The organism is Levilactobacillus brevis (assembly GCA_021383565.1).
Lineage (GTDB): Bacteria > Bacillota > Bacilli > Lactobacillales > Lactobacillaceae > Levilactobacillus > Levilactobacillus brevis_B.
In genome coordinates this window covers 2,360,840-2,379,998 of the sequence record CP079699.1, presented here as the reverse complement: position 1 = coordinate 2,379,998, position 19,159 = coordinate 2,360,840, and the positions used below count along the sequence as shown (strand labels likewise).

Annotated in this window: 21 protein-coding genes and 1 pseudogene; 8 read left to right on the top strand and 14 right to left on the bottom strand. The window is 51.2% G+C overall.

Translation table 11 applies throughout. The features are described 5' to 3' along the window. Window positions 1-500: 500 nt before the first annotated feature. On the bottom strand, window positions 501-974 hold the full coding sequence (locus KB236_11030; protein ID UIF29035.1) for a hypothetical protein: 474 nt from the start codon (window positions 972-974) through the stop codon (window positions 501-503). Between the two features lie 446 nt (window positions 975-1,420). Between KB236_11030 and KB236_11025 the strand changes: the two genes are divergently transcribed. The 6 genes from KB236_11025 (at window position 1,421) to KB236_11000 (ending at window position 7,346) form a co-directional block, all read left to right on the top strand. Further along, a complete protein-coding gene (locus KB236_11025) occupies window positions 1,421-2,626 on the top strand; it encodes an ABC transporter ATP-binding protein (GenBank protein UIF29034.1) in 1,206 nt (401 codons plus the stop codon). After that, on the top strand, window positions 2,623-3,249 hold the full coding sequence (locus KB236_11020) for an ABC transporter permease (protein ID UIF29033.1): 627 nt from the start codon (window positions 2,623-2,625) through the stop codon (window positions 3,247-3,249). The genes KB236_11025 and KB236_11020 overlap by 4 nt, the downstream gene beginning before the upstream one ends. Before the next feature lie 10 nt (window positions 3,250-3,259). Further along, window positions 3,260-4,189, top strand: a complete 930-nt coding sequence (locus tag KB236_11015) for an osmoprotectant ABC transporter substrate-binding protein (protein ID UIF29032.1) — start codon at window positions 3,260-3,262, stop codon at window positions 4,187-4,189. 11 nt (window positions 4,190-4,200) lie between these two features. Beyond that, window positions 4,201-4,854 carry an ABC transporter permease gene (locus KB236_11010; protein UIF30363.1) on the top strand — a complete coding sequence of 218 codons (654 nt, stop codon included), beginning with the start codon at window positions 4,201-4,203 and terminating at the stop codon, window positions 4,852-4,854. A gap of 610 nt (window positions 4,855-5,464) precedes the next feature. Next, window positions 5,465-5,959, top strand: coding sequence for a hypothetical protein (locus KB236_11005; protein UIF29031.1), 495 nt, complete (start codon window positions 5,465-5,467; stop codon window positions 5,957-5,959). A 40-nt stretch (window positions 5,960-5,999) separates the two neighbouring features. Then, on the top strand, window positions 6,000-7,346 hold the full coding sequence (locus KB236_11000; protein UIF29030.1) for a hypothetical protein: 1,347 nt from the start codon (window positions 6,000-6,002) through the stop codon (window positions 7,344-7,346). Between the two features lie 394 nt (window positions 7,347-7,740). Here the strand turns inward: KB236_11000 and KB236_10995 are convergent, their stop codons facing one another. The 4 genes from KB236_10995 to KB236_10980 all read right to left on the bottom strand — a co-directional run bounded on the left by KB236_10995 (window position 7,741) and on the right by KB236_10980 (window position 10,367). Then, window positions 7,741-8,499, bottom strand: a complete 759-nt coding sequence (locus KB236_10995; protein ID UIF29029.1) for an ABC transporter permease — start codon at window positions 8,497-8,499, stop codon at window positions 7,741-7,743. Next, window positions 8,492-9,202: an ABC transporter ATP-binding protein gene (locus KB236_10990; protein ID UIF29028.1), complete on the bottom strand. Its 711-nt coding sequence runs from the start codon at window positions 9,200-9,202 to the stop codon at window positions 8,492-8,494. Before KB236_10990 ends, KB236_10995 begins: the two co-directional genes overlap by 8 nt. Next, the gene (locus tag KB236_10985; GenBank protein ID UIF29027.1) at window positions 9,195-9,569 is read right to left on the bottom strand and encodes a GntR family transcriptional regulator; all 375 of its coding nucleotides are present in this window, start codon (window positions 9,567-9,569) and stop codon (window positions 9,195-9,197) included. Before KB236_10985 ends, KB236_10990 begins: the two co-directional genes overlap by 8 nt. 153 nt (window positions 9,570-9,722) lie before the next feature. Continuing rightward, window positions 9,723-10,367: a Crp/Fnr family transcriptional regulator gene (locus tag KB236_10980; protein ID UIF29026.1), complete on the bottom strand. Its 645-nt coding sequence runs from the start codon at window positions 10,365-10,367 to the stop codon at window positions 9,723-9,725. 88 nt (window positions 10,368-10,455) lie between these two features. Here KB236_10980 and KB236_10975 point away from each other — a divergent pair, with 88 nt between their 5' ends. Together KB236_10975 and KB236_10970 are read left to right on the top strand one after the other, a co-directional pair. Beyond that, entirely contained in the window at window positions 10,456-11,010 is a 555-nt protein-coding gene (locus KB236_10975; protein ID UIF29025.1) for a hypothetical protein, read from the top strand. Further along, window positions 11,010-11,156: a hypothetical protein gene (locus KB236_10970; GenBank protein UIF29024.1), complete on the top strand. Its 147-nt coding sequence runs from the start codon at window positions 11,010-11,012 to the stop codon at window positions 11,154-11,156. The genes KB236_10975 and KB236_10970 overlap by 1 nt, the downstream gene beginning before the upstream one ends. 106 nt (window positions 11,157-11,262) lie before the next feature. On the opposite strand, the gene KB236_10965 is transcribed toward KB236_10970, so the two are convergent. The 9 genes and pseudogenes from KB236_10965 to KB236_10925 form a co-directional block, all read right to left on the bottom strand. Beyond that, the gene (locus KB236_10965; GenBank protein ID UIF29023.1) at window positions 11,263-11,547 is read right to left on the bottom strand and encodes an LPXTG cell wall anchor domain-containing protein; all 285 of its coding nucleotides are present in this window, start codon (window positions 11,545-11,547) and stop codon (window positions 11,263-11,265) included. Window positions 11,548-11,652: 105 nt separating this feature from the next. Beyond that, window positions 11,653-12,437, bottom strand: a pseudogene (locus tag KB236_10960) (IS5 family transposase). A gap of 29 nt (window positions 12,438-12,466) precedes the next feature. Next, complete coding sequence (locus tag KB236_10955) at window positions 12,467-12,652, bottom strand: hypothetical protein (protein UIF29022.1); 186 nt, start codon at window positions 12,650-12,652, stop codon at window positions 12,467-12,469. A 27-nt stretch (window positions 12,653-12,679) separates the two neighbouring features. Next, the gene (locus tag KB236_10950; protein UIF29021.1) at window positions 12,680-13,732 is read right to left on the bottom strand and encodes a DUF916 and DUF3324 domain-containing protein; all 1,053 of its coding nucleotides are present in this window, start codon (window positions 13,730-13,732) and stop codon (window positions 12,680-12,682) included. A 119-nt stretch (window positions 13,733-13,851) separates the two neighbouring features. Next, a complete protein-coding gene (locus KB236_10945; protein UIF29020.1) occupies window positions 13,852-14,598 on the bottom strand; it encodes a WxL domain-containing protein in 747 nt (248 codons plus the stop codon). Window positions 14,599-14,692: 94 nt separating this feature from the next. Next, window positions 14,693-15,468, bottom strand: a protein-coding gene (locus KB236_10940) for an IS5-like element ISLpl3 family transposase (protein ID UIF29019.1) whose coding sequence is annotated in 2 segments (ribosomal slippage) — window positions 14,693-15,144 and window positions 15,144-15,468 — 777 coding nt in all. Because the reading frame shifts where the segments join, the coding sequence is not laid out codon by codon here. 438 nt (window positions 15,469-15,906) lie between these two features. Further along, window positions 15,907-17,442 (bottom strand): hypothetical protein, encoded by a 1,536-nt coding sequence (locus tag KB236_10935; protein ID UIF29018.1) that lies wholly within the window; start codon window positions 17,440-17,442, stop codon window positions 15,907-15,909. A 130-nt stretch (window positions 17,443-17,572) separates the two neighbouring features. Then, on the bottom strand, window positions 17,573-18,418 hold the full coding sequence (locus KB236_10930) for a GRP family sugar transporter (protein ID UIF29017.1): 846 nt from the start codon (window positions 18,416-18,418) through the stop codon (window positions 17,573-17,575). Between the two features lie 181 nt (window positions 18,419-18,599). After that, the gene (locus tag KB236_10925; protein UIF29016.1) at window positions 18,600-18,989 is read right to left on the bottom strand and encodes a tautomerase family protein; all 390 of its coding nucleotides are present in this window, start codon (window positions 18,987-18,989) and stop codon (window positions 18,600-18,602) included. Window positions 18,990-19,159: the final 170 nt, after the last annotated feature.

The window sequence follows — 19,159 nt, the reverse complement described above, 5'->3', positions numbered from 1 at the left end:
CCAACTGTGGGAACTGGTCGCCTTACCGTTCGCCAAATCTGGGCTGGAACGCTGGGGAAGGACGTTTCGAGCCAAAAAACGGTCTCGAAACTCACTTGGAACCGCCACAGTTCAGCGTTTTCAAGGTACCCAATGACGGCAAGCCCAGCCATCATTGCCCCGGCTGAGCCCAGATTTGGCTCACTCGCGGCTACGCTAGTGTCTCGTTCAACCACCAGTTAAATCCGCTCCCACAACAATTCGAAACTAAGTGGCAAACCCACTGCGATCAACACGATTTAAATTCGCCACAACCTTAGCCGTCGGTCAGGAATGGAGCCAGCCGTGAGTGCGACGTAACCAGGCATCCTATTGCCTGGTTACGTCGCTGGACGTGTTTGGAGACGCGGTCCTCGGCTCCAAACCGAGGTGAAAGACCGCCCTGTGGCTTTCACCGGTCCTCACAGCAGGCGGAATTTCTGGTAGCCGTAGGCGATCATTGCTGCTCAACTGAAATAGTGTTACCCAGCGAAGCGGGCGTCGAATAGGGGATCGACGGCTGTCGGGGCTGGCAACACGTCGAGGCCCAAGAGCGCACTGAGGCTACCGAAGCCCTCGACCAAATCCGTCGGCATCCCCGCCCGCAATAAGAGCTGTTGGGCCGTCCGCACCTCACGGGGTAGGTCGTCAATATCGTCGGTACGACTCACCATGACCTGTGGCACGGCCACGGCTTGGGCCGCCGTCACTACCGCCTTGACTATCTCCACCAAATGAATTGTCGGCGCTAGGGCTACGACCAGGTCTTGGTCCAACATGGCGGCGCTCAGACCCCCCTCGTCCATCGTTTCACCTGTAAAGCCTGTCACATCGGCAGGCAGCACTACTTGGCTAGGGGTATAAACCGTTAAATCAAGCGTCATATTCTCACTGAGTTGGCGGACAAACGCCTGACTGGTTGGGTCTAACGGGCCGGCAATTAAGATTCTTTTCAAGTTCGTAACTCCCTTTCACTTTAACTGATAATCAAGATTATACGGGGTTAGAGTAGGTCGAAGGCAAGCCTTTTTTGCCAAAAAAATGGCCATAATTATCATCACTTTTTCGCTTTCAATAAGGCGTTTCTTATTAAAAACTACTTTAGGTATGTTATGCTTTAATTGGTGGAAGGCCGAAAAAAAGGCCAACGGCGCTATTCCGGTGTTCTAACAGGCAAGGAAGCTGTTTCATACCCGGCCATTATCAACACTCGCAATAGTTATCTTTTGGAAAACGCGTCAGACTCGTGTACAATAGCTATATTCATAAGTGCCCACCTAACCAAATACGACCGGATTCCAAGTTGCTTCACCTCGCGTGTGCCACTTTGGCATGCCGATCGTTCTTTTATATTTCTGGCGTTTTTCCAGAAGTGTGACATCACTACACAGGAGGTTAATCTATGCTACTTTCAATGGAACATCTACGTAAGGAATATCCCAATGGTAAAGTTGCCGTTGACGACTTTAACTTGCAAGTCGACCGCGGGGAATTTATCTCCTTTATCGGGACGTCTGGATCGGGGAAGACCACGACCATGCGGATGATCAATCGCATGCTGCACCAGACCTCGGGAACCATCAAGATTGATGGCAAGGATATTTCCAAGATGGATCCCGTCAAGCTCCGGCGCTCCATTGGCTACGTAATTCAAAACATCGGGCTAATGCCGCATATGACGATCCAAGAGAATATTGAAATCGTACCGAAACTGCTCGGCTGGTCTAAAGAAAAACGGGCTGAGCAGGCTAAAAAGATGATCAACCTGGCCCAACTGCCAGAAGAAATGCTGAAGCGTTACCCCGGCGAACTTTCCGGTGGGCAACAGCAACGGATCGGGGTCGTTCGGGCCCTGGCCGCCGACCAAGAAATCATTCTGATGGATGAACCCTTTGGGGCGTTGGACCCCATCACGCGGGAATCGCTACAGGACTTGGTCAAGCATTTACAGGAAGACTTGGGCAAGACCTTTATCTTCGTAACCCATGATATGGACGAAGCCCTTCACCTCTCGATGCGCGTGGTCATCATGAGCCACGGCAAGCAGGTGCAGGTCGATACGCCGGAAAATATCTTGCGGCATCCAGCCAACGAATTCGTCACCAACTTAATCGGTGAGGAACGGCTGATCAGAGCCCAACCAAACATTCTCTCCGTCAGCCAGATTATGCTGAAGAACCCAGCCGCTATCACGCCAGACAAGACGTTGGACGACGCCATCGACCTGATGCATGACCGGCGAGTTGATACGCTACTGGTTACGGACGAATCTGGTGTGCTCCAAGGCTACGTTGATTTGGATGATATTAACCGAATCACCGACGCCACGACGCCGGTCAGCCGGTTCACCAACCACGAAGTCTTCTACGTTCAGGCCAACGCCCTCATTGGGGACACCGTTGACCGGATTCTAAAACAGGGGGTTAAAAACGTTCCGGTTGTCGACGCCAAGAAACACTTGGTCGGGATCGTCACGAGAACCGCATTGGTTGATATTGTTTACGATGCCTTACGTGGCGCACCAGCCAACGATGAAGAGCCGGCTTCCCCAATCAACGCAGATATTCACGCTGCCGCAACTCATGAAGGGGGCGAATCATCACAATGATTCACTTCTTACAAGTCTACGGGATGCAGCTGATCGATAAGACCGGCCAACATCTCTATATTTCTGCGGCCGCTTTGGCTTTAGGAATCATTGTCGCCGTGCCCTTAGGCATTCTCCTGACGCGGATGAAACGTGGCGCCAACGCCATTATCACACTGGCCGGTGTCCTACAGACTATCCCTGCCATGGCGCTTTTAGCCATGATGATTCCCATCTTTGGGATTGGCTCGACACCCGCCATTGTCGCTTTGTTCATCTACTCCTTACTCCCCATCCTGCGTAACACCTACCTGGGGATGGAGGGGGTCTCCCCCACAGTGCGTGACGCTGCTAAGGGGATGGGAATGACCTGGTGGCAATCCATGATGCGCGCCGAGATTCCCCTAGCCGCTCCGGTTATCATGTCTGGAATTCGGCTGTCGGCGACCTACGTCATCGCGTGGGCCACACTGGCTTCCTACATTGGGGCCGGTGGCTTGGGTGACTTTATCTTTAACGGCTTGAACCTCTACCGCTCCGACTTGATTCTGGGCGGGTCGATTCCCGTTATTTTGTTGGCCCTACTCGTCGACTATTTGTTAGGTAAATTGGAAAACACCGTGACACCACGGCAATTACGATAGGAGGTCCGTCATGCGAAAACATTTACGTCAATGGCTAGCCGGACTTCTGTTAGTCATCGTACTCTTACCCCTCGGGGGCTGTAGCTTACCTGGTCTGAGTGGCTCCGGCAACAATACCGTCCGGATTGCCTCGCAGAACACCACCGAGCAGCAGATCATGGCCTACATGATTCAAGGCATGATCAGCCACTACACCAACCTCGATTCAACTATTGTCAATAACCTCGGTTCCGGAAATGTTAGTTTTAACGCCTTAAAGAACGATAACGCCGACATTTCTTCCATTCGATTCAACGGGACCGACTTGACCACCATCCTGAACGAAAAGTTCGAACGGGATCCGGCCAAGGTTAATAAGACCGTCGTCAATGAATTTAAGGATCGCTACCACATGACTTACTTCAAGTCTTACGGGTTCGCCGATACCTACGCTTGGATGGTCAAGAAGAGCTACGCGAAGAAGCACCACCTGAAGACGGTCAGCGATCTGAAAAAATTAGCGCCGAACATGCGCGTTGGGATTGACCAAATCTGGCAAAATCGTCAGGGTGACGGTTACCCCGCCTTCCAGAAGGATTACGGCTTTAGTTTTGGTACGGTCTACCCGATGCAGGTCGGCTTACTTTACGATGCCCTCTCCGCCGGTAAGATGGACGCCATCCTTGGCTATTCCACCGACGGCCGGGTTGGTAGCTATGATCTGACGATCCTCAAGGACGACCGGAACTTCTTCCCACCATACGATGGGAGTCCGGTGGCCACCGATGCCATCTTGAAACAGCACCCAGAATTGAAGGGTGTCTTGAACCGGTTGACCGGCAAGATTTCATTGAAGACTATGCAAAACTTAAACTATAAGGTCGATGACCAACTGGAAGAACCACAAACCGTGGCCAACGACTTTTTGAAGCAACACCACTACTTTGAAGGGGGGAACTAGGCATGAAAGACATGGGCTTATTCGGGCAACTGATGTATTACTTCTCACACAACGGGATGTACGTCCTCAGTCAATTTAACCAGACGTTCCTCGTTTCAATCTATGGCGTGCTGTTCGGCGCCATCGTGGGGATTCCGATTGGAATTTGGATTTCGCAGAACCGCAAGCTCTCGCCGATTATCATCGGGATTGCCAACGTTATCCAGACCATCCCCTCACTGGCCATGCTGTCCATCCTGATGCTGGGACTGGGACTCGGCCAAAACACCGTTATCGCCACCGTCTTCCTCTACTCACTACTCCCGATTGTGAAAAACACCTACACGGGGATGTTGAGCGTGGACCAAGACGTGCTGGATGCCGGTAAAGGGATGGGGATGACCCGTTTCCAAATCATGAAGACCATTCGGATTCCGCTGTCACTATCCGTGATTATCGCCGGAATTCGAAACGCCCTAGTCTTGGGCATTGGGATTACCGTGATTGGGTCCTTCATCGGATCCGGTGGTCTGGGCGATATCATCGTCCGCGGGACCAACGCGACGAACGGAGGCGCCATCATCTTGGCCGGGGCGTTACCAACGGCTCTGATGGCGATCATCACTGATCTGGTGCTTTCCTTTATCGAAAAGCGCTTGACCCCCAAGACTTCTTCGGAAAACTAACTGGCTTTCCCGCGTCACTTGCTTAAGAGCCGCCTTACCGTTCGCCAAATTTGGGCTGGAACGCTGGGGAAGGACGTTTCGAGCCAAAGAACGGTCTCGAAACTCGCTTGGAACCGCCACAGATCGGCATTTCCAAGTCGCCCATTCATAACTGGTAAACCACCAGTTATGAATGCCCCGGCTGAGCCCAAATTTAGCTTACTCACGGCTGCTTTAAGCTGTTACAGTAACAAAAAGTTTAGTCCAACACGTCTTTGGCTGGTACCATCTGTCCTTAGCCGGAGGAGGCCAGGGATGGAGCCAGCCGTGAAAGTGGCGTTAGCTGGTGTTCTTCAGCCAGCTTATGGCACTGGACGACCTTGGAGACGCGCGGTCCTGGCGTGGCTTCAAGGCGAGTCAAGAGACCGTCCCATGGCTCTTGCCGGTCCCCACAGCAGGTGGAATCCCTGGCAGCCGTAGGCGACTGGTAAGGTGATCGCTAAAGTATTCAATAAACTTGATTTCGAAGGGCTGGCAGCGTGCTGTCAGCCCTTTTTGAGTCGGCGGAAGTCTGGGAACCGACCTCTTCGCCGAAGTTTGGTATACTTGAGCTGAAAGAAGGGATGCCGTCATGGCACAGGAACCGTTGTTAAACCCGCTATATATCGAACAATACGGTGTAACCTACGTTAATCCCGTCGATTACAGCGGCTTGGAGGTCATTTACTACGCTCAGGATACACGCGATAAGTTGACGATTGATTACGACCGGCTACTTATCCTTGGAGAAGGGGACATGACGTGCCAACTCAAACCCGCCGACCGGGATCATTTTAAGCCCTTTTACTTTCGGGATAGTCCCATGTACACCTACGACGAGATTCTAAAAGCGATGTACCGCGAGCGGGATAAATTCGGTAAAACCATCGCAGGCGACATCCGCTGGACTCATGCCATCATCAATGTTGCCTGTAGTCCAACGACTATCACCCCCGGCCACATGCGCAAGCCGCGGCATCGCTTCTTTGGCACCGGTGGCGGCGATGGTGGTGGTAGCGACTACGCGGCCATGGCCACCGGCCTGTGGTGGGGCGCCATGTGTGGCAACGACTTTAAAGACTTCTAGTCCCCGCCAACAACTTTAATAGAAAAAGGGAGCTCTCTTCGTGAAACGACTTCATCAAGGCGCCACCGACTTTTCTGTCGGGACGCTTAATTTCTTAGCAAATATTGGCATTATCCTGCCCTACGTCTTAATTCTGGCCAAGTGGCAACAGACCCAGAGCGAAACGTATCTGATCGCCCTCGTGGCCTTCTACATCTCGCGAGCCGCCAGCATCTTCTACACCAAGCGCCTGAATCTCAGGTCCAGCACCTACCTCATTCTCAGTCTGACGCTGGGTGCGGTCGGGAGCCTGCTCTTTGCGGCGACCGCGCAACTGGGCTGGCTCATCGTGGGCAGCCTACTGTGGGGCTACAGTGCCGCCACCATTTGGCCGTATTTCTTAACGGTCAAGCTTCACCTGACCCATACGGCGAACTTTAAAATGAAGCGGCTCTATTGGCTCATCTTCGCCGGTCTGGCGGTGGTCATTGGTGCCGACGTGCTGGCTAAATTCAACTACACGTTGACGTTTATTCTACTGGGGATCTTCTACCTCGTGGCACTTCCCGGCGGCCTGTTGCTCAACAACTTTACCAGTGACTTCTATCGCGCGACGCCCCGCCACGTCCACGGCCTCTCACAGACTTGGCGCTGGGTGTTATCGCTCATTTTCTTTGGCGTCATCGCCGTGTTGACCACGCTACGCAAGGCCACAATCACCATCCCCAGCTGGCTGACGCTCGCCATCATTGCGGTGGCCTTGGTCATCCTGCTGATTGAATTGGTTGCGGACTGGCACGTTCTGCCCAACTACAAGATGCGCCTACTGAACCGTGGTTTTCTGGTCAGCCTCGTGCTACTCTTTAACAGCTTTTTTGCCTACTTTTATTTGGGAACGGCGGGGATGTATGCCGTCTTTGCCGTGTACCTGCTGGGCTTTGAGACCGGCTACACTGTCTTCAACTTGCTGGGCCACCATCAAGCGCGTGCGGCCCGCAAGTACAGCCTCATCAGCCTTCTGGTCGGGCAAGTTTTCCTGCTGATTCCTTGGGTCGGGAGCTACCTCGTGGGACTCCTGCTGATCACGCTTTACGTGGGCTACGACAACCCGACGCTCAACGAGACGCTCTACACCCTCGAAGGTATCGACAGCGACAGTGCCATTATTCATAAATATCGTTTCTCAACGTACGGTGGCTTGCTGTGCCAATTGGTCATGTTCGGCCTGCTGGTGGCCGTTAGCGCGGTAGCGAAGGTCGGCATCCTCAATTTCTTTAAACCCAGTGACACAGCTGATTTTAGCCTGTATTTCTACGGCTTAAGCTGGCCGCTCGTGTTGGTCTCTCTGCTCATCTCCATCGGCAACATCCGCTCACGACCGATTAAAACGGCAAAAACGCCAGCCTGACAAGGGGTTGGCGTTTTAATTCACTTATAATTTAATTTATAGTGCGTCCTAATTTACTTTAGCCCATCGCTCTGGTATTGTTGGCTAACAGACTAGATTCGGAGGACTTCTCATGAAATCAAACCGCAACGTCACCGTGATTTACCGTTGGTTGGGCCTATTTATCTGTTTCAAAATAGCCGACTGGCTGTTAGCCATGCTTTATTTAGACGGATTTGGTGGACTCAGCTTCTTGGGACAATTTCTCTTGGGAATCCTCATCTTCCTCGGCGCGCTGAACCTCCCCGCCCGGCCGTTACGCAAGGCAACTAGTCGGCCCCAAGACAAAACCAGGCTTCCCACCCAATCACGGTGGAAAACCTGGCACTAACTTCTATTCGCTGTAACGTACCGTTTAATTCGGGATCGTTTCGACCCATTTCTTAAGCAAGACAATATTTAACCCAGCCTCAATCGCCGCCACGACCAGGAAGCCCACGATATTCACGAGGAACCCGGCGTTGCCAGTCGCTGAGAACAATTCCCCCACGTGGTTGACACCATCGACCAGATAGCCGGCAACCCAAACGACTAGGATGATCATCACAATGTAGAGAACAATGTTGATCAGCCGTCGACTTGCCGTGGGTAAAAAGTTATTGGTAACGCTGACCACTAGGTGAATGAACGATATCGTGGTCCAGCCCATAATGGCCAGGGCGAGTAGCACACCGCTTAGACCGATCATCGCCTTAACCATCTGTTGGGTCGTATCACTCGGCCCACTGAGGAGCCACGTCGTTAGGTATTGGTTGTCGATCATCTCAGCCACCAGATAGAAGACGGCCTGAATGACACCAAAGTACACGAACATCACAAGGGAGGTGAGTAAATCCGTTAAGTACAGCTTCGTTTCACCCAGCGGTAATAACCGGTACGTGTCGCGGGTGTAGACCCGCTCTGTCTGGACGGCCAAGAGAACAAACACGACGATGAAGGCCAAGAGCGACCAACCCATGACGGCCCAGAAGGTATCGCCTCCCTGAATCCCCGCGGTGGCAAAGCGCCACAGTAGCGTCGCGACAATTACGGCTAGTTCTCCTAAGATAGCCCAATTCATCAGGCGGAAACGATTGCGCCCCAACACTTTAAATAATGCGCCAAAACTAGTCACGGTGATCACTCCCTTCGTAAAGACTTTCGTAGTAGGCTTCGATACTTAACCCAAACTCTTCGCGCACGGCGTCACTATCCTGATGGACGGCCACCGTCTGGTCCTTGACCTCCACAATTTCATCGAGGATGGGCGCAATCTCGGAGACGTAGTGATCGCTAATGACCATCGTCGCGTCGTCCGGTTTCCATTTGAGAATACTACTGATAATCCGCTTGCGACTCATGCTGTCGATACCGCTGAACGGTTCATCCAGCAGATACAAGTTGACCTGCCGGGCTAGCGTTAAGGCGATGATAACTTTCTCCTTCATCCCTTTGGACAGGGCGGCCAGCTTCAAGCTGGTATCGATCTGCAGGAAGGTCACCAGTTCCTCGAACCGCGCTCCGTCAAAGTCGGGATACACCGTCCGGTAGAAACTCGCCACCTGCTCAACTCGCGTGTTGGCGCTGAAGCCACGCAACTGCTCGGTAAAGCTGACGTGACTACGGTGATGGGCCGGTTGGGTATCTCCGCAGACAGTAATCGTCCCGGATCCCTTGGCACTACCGGTAATCAGGCGCATCAGCGTGGTCTTTCCAGCACCATTTTCGCCTAACAGACCGACGATCTTACCGGTCTCGAGGGTTAGATCGACATCGTGCAAAATCGTTTTAAAATTATGCTTATAGCCCACATCGTGAATGGCTAAAACGTTAGTCATCTTGTTGCCCCCTCTGCGCGATATATTGTTTCAAACCGGCGATAATTTCGTCATCCGTTAAATTCAAGGCGTGTAACTGCTCGTAGGCCCGTTCCAATTGCTCCATGATTAATTGCTCCTTTAGCTGTGTGAGTCGCCCCGTCTCCGTGGTGACAAAGTTGCCTTTGCCCCGTTTGGAGGTGATAATACCTGCTGTGATCATTTCCCCAAGTGCCCGTTGAACCGTGTTGACGTTGACCGTCAAGTCCACGGCTAATTGGCGAACGGCCGGCAACTTTGCGCCGGGCGCCAATTGGCCGGTAATCATTTCGTGATAGAGATAGTTCTTGATCTGATAGTAAATCGGGACCTTATCATCAAATTTCACGTTAGGCCGCCTCCCTAGTGTTATATTTTACTAGTACACTATAGCATTCATCGACTGGTTTGGCAACCGGCGTGGGTAAGTTTTTTGTCACACGCCGCTTGATGACTACAAAAACCGCCGAAACTTAGCACTCATTTCAGCGGCGATTTAACTTTATAGTAAGGTCATTTCCCGACCGTCAATCGCTAGCAGCCCATCGGCCACCAATTGTTTCAGTTGGCGACTCAATGTTTCTGGCGTGATGCCGAGGTAGCTTGCCAGCTCCTTCTTCTTTTCCGGCAACATGAAGTGGGTCGCCTGCTGTTCCTGGCCAACCTGCTGCAAGTAAGCCAGCACCCGGTTCTTGGCCTTGAGATTACCGGTCAACGCGCTCACGGATTCCAACGCCGTCAGCCGGTCTCCCAAAATATTCAGCAGATTAAAGGCCACGGTCGGTACCCGGTGAAGCAGGGCCTGGAAGTCTGCTCGGCCAATCGAACAAATCTTGGTATCTTCCACCGCCTCGGCGTAATTGAAATGTGGCCGCTGGTTGAAGAGCGCGGCTTCGCTGTCAATCGCGCCACTGCGTAGCATGTAGAGCACCTTTTCCTTGCCGTTCTCGTTGAGTTGGTAGACCTTGACGCGGCCCTCATCAATAATCAGCATGCGTTCGAGCGGTTGGGTTGGATCGTAGAGGACACTGCCCCGTTTGAATTCTTGTTGGTGCACGGAAATTTTTGTCAGTTCAGCAATATCGGCATCGGCCAATCCTTTGAAGATTGGCGCGTTTTGAACACATTTAAAGGGATCGTGCGTCATCTTTTTCTCCTTTTCTTGACAATTATCAATTTTATATTTTGTCTTTTATTATACACTAAGCGTATCAATTCAAGGAGGTCATTTGACTATGAAAATCTATCAAGCAAACATCGTGCCCCTGAACGCAGACGCCATCGGAACCGCCGCCCATGGCACGGCTCTGTTCACCATCAACGGTGATCAGCTGACCATCAATATCGAAATGTTCGACACCCCAGCCAACTTACAACACTGGGAACACTTCCACGGTTTCCCGGACGGCCAACCGGCTGAAATCGCAACTGCTGCCCAGGACGTCAACCACGACGGCTTCGTGGACTTACCCGAAACCGGTGCCGTCTCCGGTACGACCATGGTGCCCTTCGACGCCGCCCCACACGAGATGAACGTGCCTAACGACAACTACCCGGTCGCCGACGCCAACGGTTACTTTGCCTACACGAAGGTTGTCCCGCTTGCGGCCCTCAATGCCAAGTTCAAGGAGACCTTCAACGACAGCGAACTCGAGCTGGACAAGCGGGTCATCTACATCCACGGTGTGACCGATGACGTAGACCTGCCAGACACGGTTGCTGGCGCAGTTGGCCATTACTCCACGCACGTGACGCTGCCCATCGCTGTGGGTAAGATTGTCGCCCTGTAATGCGCCGGAAGATCTGGCGGCTAGTCATGGTCGTCTTCTACGCTGCAGTCCTACTTTTAGTTGTTGTCCACCAAGACATGCTAGCCATGTATGGCATGGCCGTGGGAATGCTAGTAGAAGCCGTCATGGCACTGGTCAAGGCCTAAGGTGAATTATTTAAATGACGATCACGGGACTGCCCGAATGGGCGGTCCTTTTTTCGCCAAAAAAGCAGTGTGCCCACTGGCAACACCGCTTCAATCTCGTCTTAAATTATCTGTGCTCCCGTAACAACCGAGCCTGCCACCGAACGACGGCCAGCAGAACGATTGCGATCAACAGGAATAGGCCAAAGACGCTGGCCAAGAAGACCTGTGATTCACCCGTTTGTGGTAACCGACCGGCGACCAAATCGGCCGTTCCGGAATGCACGACACTGGCCACCGCACCGGCCGGCTTATTCGCAGCCGAATGGTGCGCGCTGGTCACACTGGTCGTGGGATTGTGGCCACTGGGGATGTCCCCGTCGATGGTATCGCCGTCACCACCAGTAGTCACTGTGCTACCACTATGGTTATTGGATGGCGCGATTTCATCACCGTCGCCACCCGATTCATCCGTAGCCGGTGTGCCGCCAGGATTACTTCCAGGCTTAGAACCTGTTTAAAATCTCTTGAGCAGCAATACTAAAAAAGCTAAAATGACCATTTGACGACTAGTGTTAAGTTGACGTTCACAATTTTTCCAGAGACGGCGACATTTATCTAACCAACTGAAAGATCGTTCAATAATCCAGCGTTGCGGTAATACTTCAAATTTATGAAGCTCATTGCGTTTAGCCACCTGCACGGTGGCTTTTAAATTAGTGTAAACGTCAGCTGCAAAATTGGAACCTGTGTAGCCGCCATCTACCAAAACTGACTTAACTTGTCTTAAATGATCATAGTTGAGGGCTAACATAGCACTGGCCCCATCACGATCCGAAACATTAGCTGTCGTTATATGAATTGCTTGAGGTAAGCCGTTAATATCAACAGCTAAGTGCCGTTTGATGCCAGATATACGTTTGCCACCGTCATAACCGTGATGCTCCGCCGTATCGGTATTTTTAACGCTTTGGGCATCAATAATTATGAAAGATGTTTTAGCCGAGCGTGATTGTTTTTCCCGTAGGGTAAAGATAATTTTTTTAAACATTTATCCAAAATAGAAGGTTCATCAATAATTTGTTCCTCAGACCATACGCGATAGTAGTAATAGACTGATTGCCAGTTAGGAAAATCAGCCGGTAACTGTCGCCATTGACAACCGGTTTTTAAAACATACGCGACAGCACAAAATAAATCATAAAGGTCATATTTGCGAGGCCTAGTGGATTGCCGAGCTGCTTCTAAATCGGGCCGAATTAGTTCAAATTGGTGCCGTGAGGGATTGCTGGGGTAGTTCATAAGTTATCATCCTTTTTTGAACTATCATATCAAATTGTCCAGATTTTAAACAGGTTCTTATAAGTTCCCGTAAAAGTAATTCCCACAGTGGTACTGGTCGATTGGTTAGCTGAACTGGTCTCTGTGCTAGGCGTATCAGCAAACGCCGTCACACCCACACCTAGACCTAGAACCACCGCAACTACCATTACCAGTCGCTTAATGAGCTTTTTCATGACCGCCGCCTCCTTTCGAGACTGACTTTACTGTTCTTCTTCATCATCTTGACGCCGTTTGCGCCGGATAAGGTAAATAATCAACAGAATCAAGAGAACTAGAATCAGCATACCCAGAGCACCCAAGGCAACTAAGAGCCAGATACTGATCCCAGCATTGGCATCCTTATTGTACTTATTAGCTTGTGCCTGTGTAATCGTAAAGTTGCGGTCAAATACCCACTCGCGGTCTGTATTCTTAGCAACCATATGCAAATGATAGTGTCCGGCTTCTAACTTCTGATCACCATACAGCAATGGATATTGGAACGTTGTGTTCGGCGCCATTTGCACATTCTCTTGTTTGGCTTTCTTGACCAGTTTAGCACCATTACGGTTGGTAATCGTGGTGGTCAACTTCAAGTTGGGGATAATCACCGCCGAAGTATTCCGCAAATTAGCAATAATACCACGCCGCGTGTAACTCTGACCTGCGCTAACTTTTCCAAGTGCCATGGTCGGATTGGGAACCTTCCCCATAGTGTACTTCATCCCGATAACATATGAGTATTCACTCTTAATGTTATTGGCTCCCTTAACTTTGCCAGTGACCTTGTCATCTACGCGCTTAAAATACCAACCCCCAAGAATGACACCATTAAAGGTGGTCTTAGGTATTTTAACATTTGCGGTCACTAATTTGGAGCCATTCGCCGGAATGGTTAAAGTCTTTTTCCCCTGAATCTTCGTTAAGTCGCTCATTTTATAACGTAAAGTCGAATCATAAGACTTTGCTGGCTTAACGTAATCGATCGCACCAGTCGTGTTCGTCCACGCCGTATGAATCGCCGTCTCAACCGTAATATCTTGATTGGTTACATTATAGATCCTGACTTGTAGTCGTTGGGACTTCTGCGAATTCATCCTCAAGTCAAAGAACGAATTCTGTTTATTGATCTGGTTACTTGGGATTTTGGCTGCCACATTATAACCAACGTTATTAGTCGCCGCACTCGCTTTCGGGGCTAACGATAGAAAGCCACCTAAAACCACACCCAACACCAATAACATGACCAATCTAATCCGCTTTAATCCTAACATCCTTACACCTCTGCCTTACCCTAGTTAATGCAACTCTATAATATCCTCATGATACTACATTCATAAGCAAAAAGGTGTTCATTCGCACCGAATGGACACCTTAAATCGCATTTTGAAAATTATTCAGCTGGAGTGTTGTTCAAAGTCCAGTTTAAGGTAGCCGTGTAGGTCGTCCCTGCTTCAGTAGCCTTAACGTTTGCAGGAATGTTAGTCAAGACAATGTCACTTGGGTTCAATTGCATTGCGGTTGCACCAGCACCGATACCAGTCTTTGCATCGTAGATCGTGGCAACATCACCACCGGTAGTTAAGTTAGCGGCTTGCCCAGTAGCGACAGAGTCAGCGGAGTTCTTGATCGTTGCGTTATCCCCAGCCAGATTGAGTTGGGCACCACTAATCACGTCGTCACCCGCTTTTAACTCAGTACTACCAACCGATACATTCCAGCCGGCATTGGTCCCACGCGTATCAGAAACTTCGGTAACCAACTTGTTCGTATCCGTGGTCCCAGTTGGGAAGGCAGTGGTCGTAATGGTCTTTGGATTGTACATCTGAGTCTTAGAAGCGGTCGTTTGGTTAACAATATTTGAACCGAAGTCCATGCTTGGTGAAACGTACAGGAAGGTCAAGTCGGCATCACTACCTGGCTTAGCACCACCATTGTCATCAGTGTTACCACCTGGTTTGTCTGGATTGGAAGGATCAACTGGCTCCGTGGTACTTGCTGGCTTAGTAAACGTAATTGAGCCAGTCGTCGAACCGGTTGAAGGTGTCACATCAGTTTCTGCCGCGTTGGCCGTAACTGGTGCCATAGCCCCAAATAATAATGCACTTGCTAAAACGATACTGCTTAAAGTCTTCTTCATGATATAAGCACCCCTCAATTTTTTGTCCTCAAAACATCTCAACAGATATTTAATAATTTCGATTGGCCCTTAACTACTAGGGTCCGTCTGAAAACTACTTAAGTAAGATGCAAATTGAGGCAATGTAGACCGTAGCCAGATAAACATGAGCGAGCTTATCATAACGCGTTGCAATCCTACGAAAGTTCTTCAACTGATTAAAGAAGTTCTCAATCAAATGGCGCTCACAATAAACGTGGTAATCACAGGTCCACTTGTCTTTGGTATTTTCCTTTGGCGGAATGGTATAGACGCCTGCTTTATCTTCAATATACTGGCGAAGTTTCGCGGTGCCATAGGCTTTGTCCGCGATAATATTTGATTGAGAAATATCGAAGCCTTCCAGCAACTCACTGGCAACTTGGCTATCATGTACTTGACCACCTGTTAGGCGAAAACCCAAGGGATTCCCTAATCCGTCAACGAGTGCGTGAATCTTGGTCGTTCGGCCACCTCGACTTAGTCCAATAGCTTGATTTTCGACCATACATTCGGCGTTTTTTTTGCCCCAGTGGCCTTTTGATGCGCTCGAACGATCGTTGAATCTAAGCTCAAGTTTTCCATGTCGGGATCGTCAATCAATTCGAGAAAAACCTGTTCGAACAAGCCTGAACTTACCCAGGCTCGGAAGCGACTATACACCGTTTTCCAAGAGCCATAGCGTTCAGGTAGATCACGCCAAGGAGCCCCGCTGCGCATGAGCCAGAGGATAGCGTTGAGGGCGGTACGGTTGTCTAGGCTTGATGGACGGCCAGTCCGGTATGGCGGGAAGTATCCTTTGATTCGGTCCCACTGAGCATCTTCCAGTTCGTATCGTTTAGGTGTTGTCATCGGAATGCCTCGATTCGTTTTTCCTCAGATTGTACCTGAATTTTAAGTTTTCAGACAGTCCCTAGTCACCGCAAAGACTGCCTTCGCGTAGTTAATGGGGAATCCTTTCGTAACTTCCTCCCTAGTCGGTCGTTACGCTTTACTAAATATGTAACAAGTTCATTATAGCGTGGGAAGGTCTGCCTGTAAATAGTTTTTCGGCTAAAAAATGAAAGTTTTTTTAAAAATTTCGAAATTTACGATAAATACCGTCATATTGGGCCTTGTTATCGGTTACAAGTTCGTAAGCATAATTTATTTTCGGCGAAATCTGTCAGCGTTTAAGTGAATGTGGCTAAAAGTTAGTCAGGTGATAATGAATCATGCCCCTTTTCCATCTCAGTCGCTAAATATTGACGACGATAGCAAAAAGGACTTCTCGCTAAAGAAGTCCTGCATTTAATCCTGATCCCGTAGTAACTGGTCAACCAAGCGCTGTGTCGCCGCCGACTGGCCGGCCCGACGCTCCTGCATCAACAGATAGTACCGGTGGAGCGCCGCCACTGTCACAGTCTCCGCTTGCGCGGGCAATGCGTACAATCGATGATAGGCCGCTTTGACCGCCGAAAAGTCGTTTCGCCCCTGAACGAGTTGGCGAAGTTGAGCCGGCGTGACATGATTCTTCCGCGCTGGGACCCAGCTCGTTGCCGGTTGATGAGCCAAGCGCCGCTCAATGGCCTGCGTCAACCGTGGCGGCCACGATTCGGGCAACGCTAGGCCTCGATCCAATCGGTCCGTTAACGTCGCCAGCGTCGGGTACACGGTTGCCGGCACCTGCCGGCCCTCCCATGACTGGCTGAGCCGCGTCAACTCGGCCTGACGCTGGGCAGCCGTCAGCTCGAACCCCACGGCAGCATTGAAGATGTCATCGTCCCAATCCCGTTGCCGCTGAGCGGCCAGCCGCCGGGTCACACGGTTAAGGTCAGCCACCAAGTACCGCGGCACAATCTGTAAACGCGCGGCCTTAATCTGTCCGGTCCGTGCAAACTCCGTCGCCATTACGCCTAGTTGATAGGAGTTGACCAACCGCCGGAGACTGGTGGGCATGGTCACCGTCGCTAACGCTTGTTTGAATACCGTCAGTTCGAGGTGTTGGGTCATGAGCGCCGCCACCGCCGCTAAATACGTTCGATAGGCTTCCGAGTCACGCAACCGCTGTTCTGCCGTCGACTGGGCCGCATTGGCCGCTTCCCAGGCCGCCTGCTCTTCCTGAGCGGCTAAATTCTGGGCACGTTGCTGATTAGCCTGTTTTCGCTCACGTTGTTTGGCAATGACGCCCCGTTCCACCGCTTGAAGCCGATCGTACGCCGTCAAATACGGTGATAATTGCACCTCTGGCAGTTTCTGAGTTTGTCGGCGTAAATACCCGGTGACCGTGGCCTTCGTCCCATTATGGACCCAACGTTGCCGCCGACGGTGGGTCTGCGGTAACTGTGGCAAGGCGCCTTTCGCCCACAAGATTTCCGGCACCACCGGATACTGGTCGGTCAGTGCATCGTACTGAGCCACCGCATGGAAATTATCCTCGGTCGTGATGGCCATCAGATACTGCATTTCATCGCTCATGAACTTCTTCACGCATTCGGACCCCACTAGAATCTCGTGGCCGGTCGCCCGCAACACCACGTGATACTCGTAGCGGACCGGCTTGTGGCACAGCGCACAGTGATGCCAGTCGGCCCGCCGAGCGCTAGCATTAATGGCATAGGGTAGCCGTGCCAACAATTTCCACGCCAGACTCCCGGTCACCAACCAGTCGACTCGCTGCTCTTGAATAGTTTCACGCGCCGACCGCGTCAGAAAGTCACTGGTATCCTTAACCGTGGGATGGTCGCGTAAGAGCGGTAGTACCCGCGTCAGTGCGGGGAGTTCTAGGGCCGGTTGCGTGAGCTGGAGAAACCGGTTCTGCGCCGGCGTGAGAAGTGTGGTTGCCATAAGATTAGTCGTCCTTTCCATCATTAAAAGTCATTGTCTAAGCATACCACAATGGTTTTAATTGGGGAACGTACGTTTTTAAAATCCGGGCAAATAAAAAACGCCAAGCCTGGCGTCTTTTCCATTTCAATCAAATATGAACCATCATCACAGCCCCACCAATCAAGATGGCTAGACCAATCGCCTTAGGAATCAGCTGTTTGAGGTTGGCTTCCTTCAAGACAACGACACCCAATAGCGTGGCCACGACCACGTTGAGTTGGGTCAGGACAAAGCCGTTGACCAGACCGTTTAGATTCAACGACATCAGATAAGTCCCGGCCGCCACGGCGAAGATGAAACCGGACGTGATGTTCCGCAAGCCCCAAGGGTCCTGGCCCGGAATCTTCTTCCGGCCAAAGAGGTAGATGGTCAGTGCCCCGGCCATCATCCCCAGCGTCTGCGGCAAGAAGCCGTTGAGCCCCTTGGCCACCGCATAATGGGGGAATCCGGAATAGCCCCAATACCCCACGCAGGTCACCGTCAACAGAACATAGGCGCCAAGGTCATGGCGCGACACGTGAATCGCACCGTTACTGATCATCACGCCAGCCAGAATGATGACCAGTGCAATGATTCCCAGCACGCTGTCGTGCCAGCCGACCCACTCGCCAAAGACCCAGCCGCCAATCAGGGAGTTCCCAATAATCTGGAGCGCTGTGGAAAAGGGCACCGCATTATTGACGCCGAGAGGCACGTACCCCCAGTACTGTCCGCCCTGCCCGATGCTCCAACAGACACCCGAACAGAAATAGAGGATAAAGTCCGTGAGACCGACTTGGTAGTGAAAAATTAACGTCAGCACAATCGCGCTGAGCACGCCCCCCACGCTGGTTCCTAACAGTTGTTCCGTCCAATTACCGCCCGTGCGTCCCTGCATCCAAATCGGCAGGATTCCCCAAAACAACGCTGGCAGCAGGCCAATGACGATGTTCATGCCGCTCACCTAGTTTCTCGCTTCGTTAAAATTAATCGTACGCCATTTTTGAAAGCGCTGTCAATAACGAAATGATCAGTTTTCACCGCCTCTTTTGTTTTGGATAGTCCCGACCTTGACCACCCAAAAAACGTGCTCGACCACCACCCTCGTGATGACCCAGCACGCTTTGAATATTCACTTACAACTTACCATTCATGAACTGTGCCTCGCCGTTGCCGAAGCTCCAGTCTGCCTTGGTATTACTGGTAATGTTAATCAGCACGTCGGTTGGCGGAACACCCGCACCAACTGCTAATTCCTTTACCAAACGAGCGTAGAAGCGTTCCTTGTCGGCCTCTTCGCGCGGGCTCGAGGTCAGACTAAAGATCAACGTCTTCTCGGTTCGCTCGAAGCCCAAGCCCACGTCCCAGACAATCATTTCTTCTGGGTCATGTTGCGTGACAATTTGGTAACGGTCACGGGGCAGCAGGTGCAACTCCTCCGTGGCTACCTGATATGAAATGTCTAAAATCTTTTTGATTTCTGCCTTACTCCGGCCTCTGTACATATCGATTCGCATTAATGGCATGATTTTGAGCTCCTTTGATTTTGTACTTACTCGGATAAAGTCGCGCGACGTCATTGATCATTGGCACAACCTTAATATAACAAAGGTTTTCCATTCACCGTCTTCAGGCGACTCGCCCCGCTCTAACAACAAGACTTAGTCTACGCGCAAACGCCGGACGAAGAATTGAT

Excerpts from the sequence above, each read along its gene's own strand:
- KB236_10955 (UIF29022.1), bottom strand. The coding sequence starts at position 12,652 with ATGAAAAAGCTCATTAAGCGACTGGTAATGGTAGTTGCGGTGGTTCTA.
- KB236_11010 (UIF30363.1), top strand. The coding sequence starts at position 4,201 with ATGGGCTTATTCGGGCAACTGATGTATTACTTCTCACACAACGGGATG.
- KB236_10980 (UIF29026.1), bottom strand. The coding sequence starts at position 10,367 with ATGACGCACGATCCCTTTAAATGTGTTCAAAACGCGCCAATCTTCAAA.
- KB236_10925 (UIF29016.1), bottom strand. The coding sequence starts at position 18,989 with ATGCCATTAATGCGAATCGATATGTACAGAGGCCGGAGTAAGGCAGAA.
- KB236_10950 (UIF29021.1), bottom strand. The coding sequence starts at position 13,732 with ATGTTAGGATTAAAGCGGATTAGATTGGTCATGTTATTGGTGTTGGGT.
- KB236_10945 (UIF29020.1), bottom strand. The coding sequence starts at position 14,598 with ATGAAGAAGACTTTAAGCAGTATCGTTTTAGCAAGTGCATTATTATTT.
- KB236_11005 (UIF29031.1), top strand. The coding sequence starts at position 5,465 with ATGGCACAGGAACCGTTGTTAAACCCGCTATATATCGAACAATACGGT.
- KB236_10930 (UIF29017.1), bottom strand. The coding sequence starts at position 18,418 with ATGAACATCGTCATTGGCCTGCTGCCAGCGTTGTTTTGGGGAATCCTG.
- KB236_11020 (UIF29033.1), top strand. The coding sequence starts at position 2,623 with ATGATTCACTTCTTACAAGTCTACGGGATGCAGCTGATCGATAAGACC.
- KB236_10990 (UIF29028.1), bottom strand. The coding sequence starts at position 9,202 with ATGACTAACGTTTTAGCCATTCACGATGTGGGCTATAAGCATAATTTT.
- KB236_10970 (UIF29024.1), top strand. The coding sequence starts at position 11,010 with ATGCGCCGGAAGATCTGGCGGCTAGTCATGGTCGTCTTCTACGCTGCA.
- KB236_10975 (UIF29025.1), top strand. The coding sequence starts at position 10,456 with ATGAAAATCTATCAAGCAAACATCGTGCCCCTGAACGCAGACGCCATC.
- KB236_10935 (UIF29018.1), bottom strand. The coding sequence starts at position 17,442 with ATGGCAACCACACTTCTCACGCCGGCGCAGAACCGGTTTCTCCAGCTC.
- KB236_11015 (UIF29032.1), top strand. The coding sequence starts at position 3,260 with ATGCGAAAACATTTACGTCAATGGCTAGCCGGACTTCTGTTAGTCATC.
- KB236_11025 (UIF29034.1), top strand. The coding sequence starts at position 1,421 with ATGCTACTTTCAATGGAACATCTACGTAAGGAATATCCCAATGGTAAA.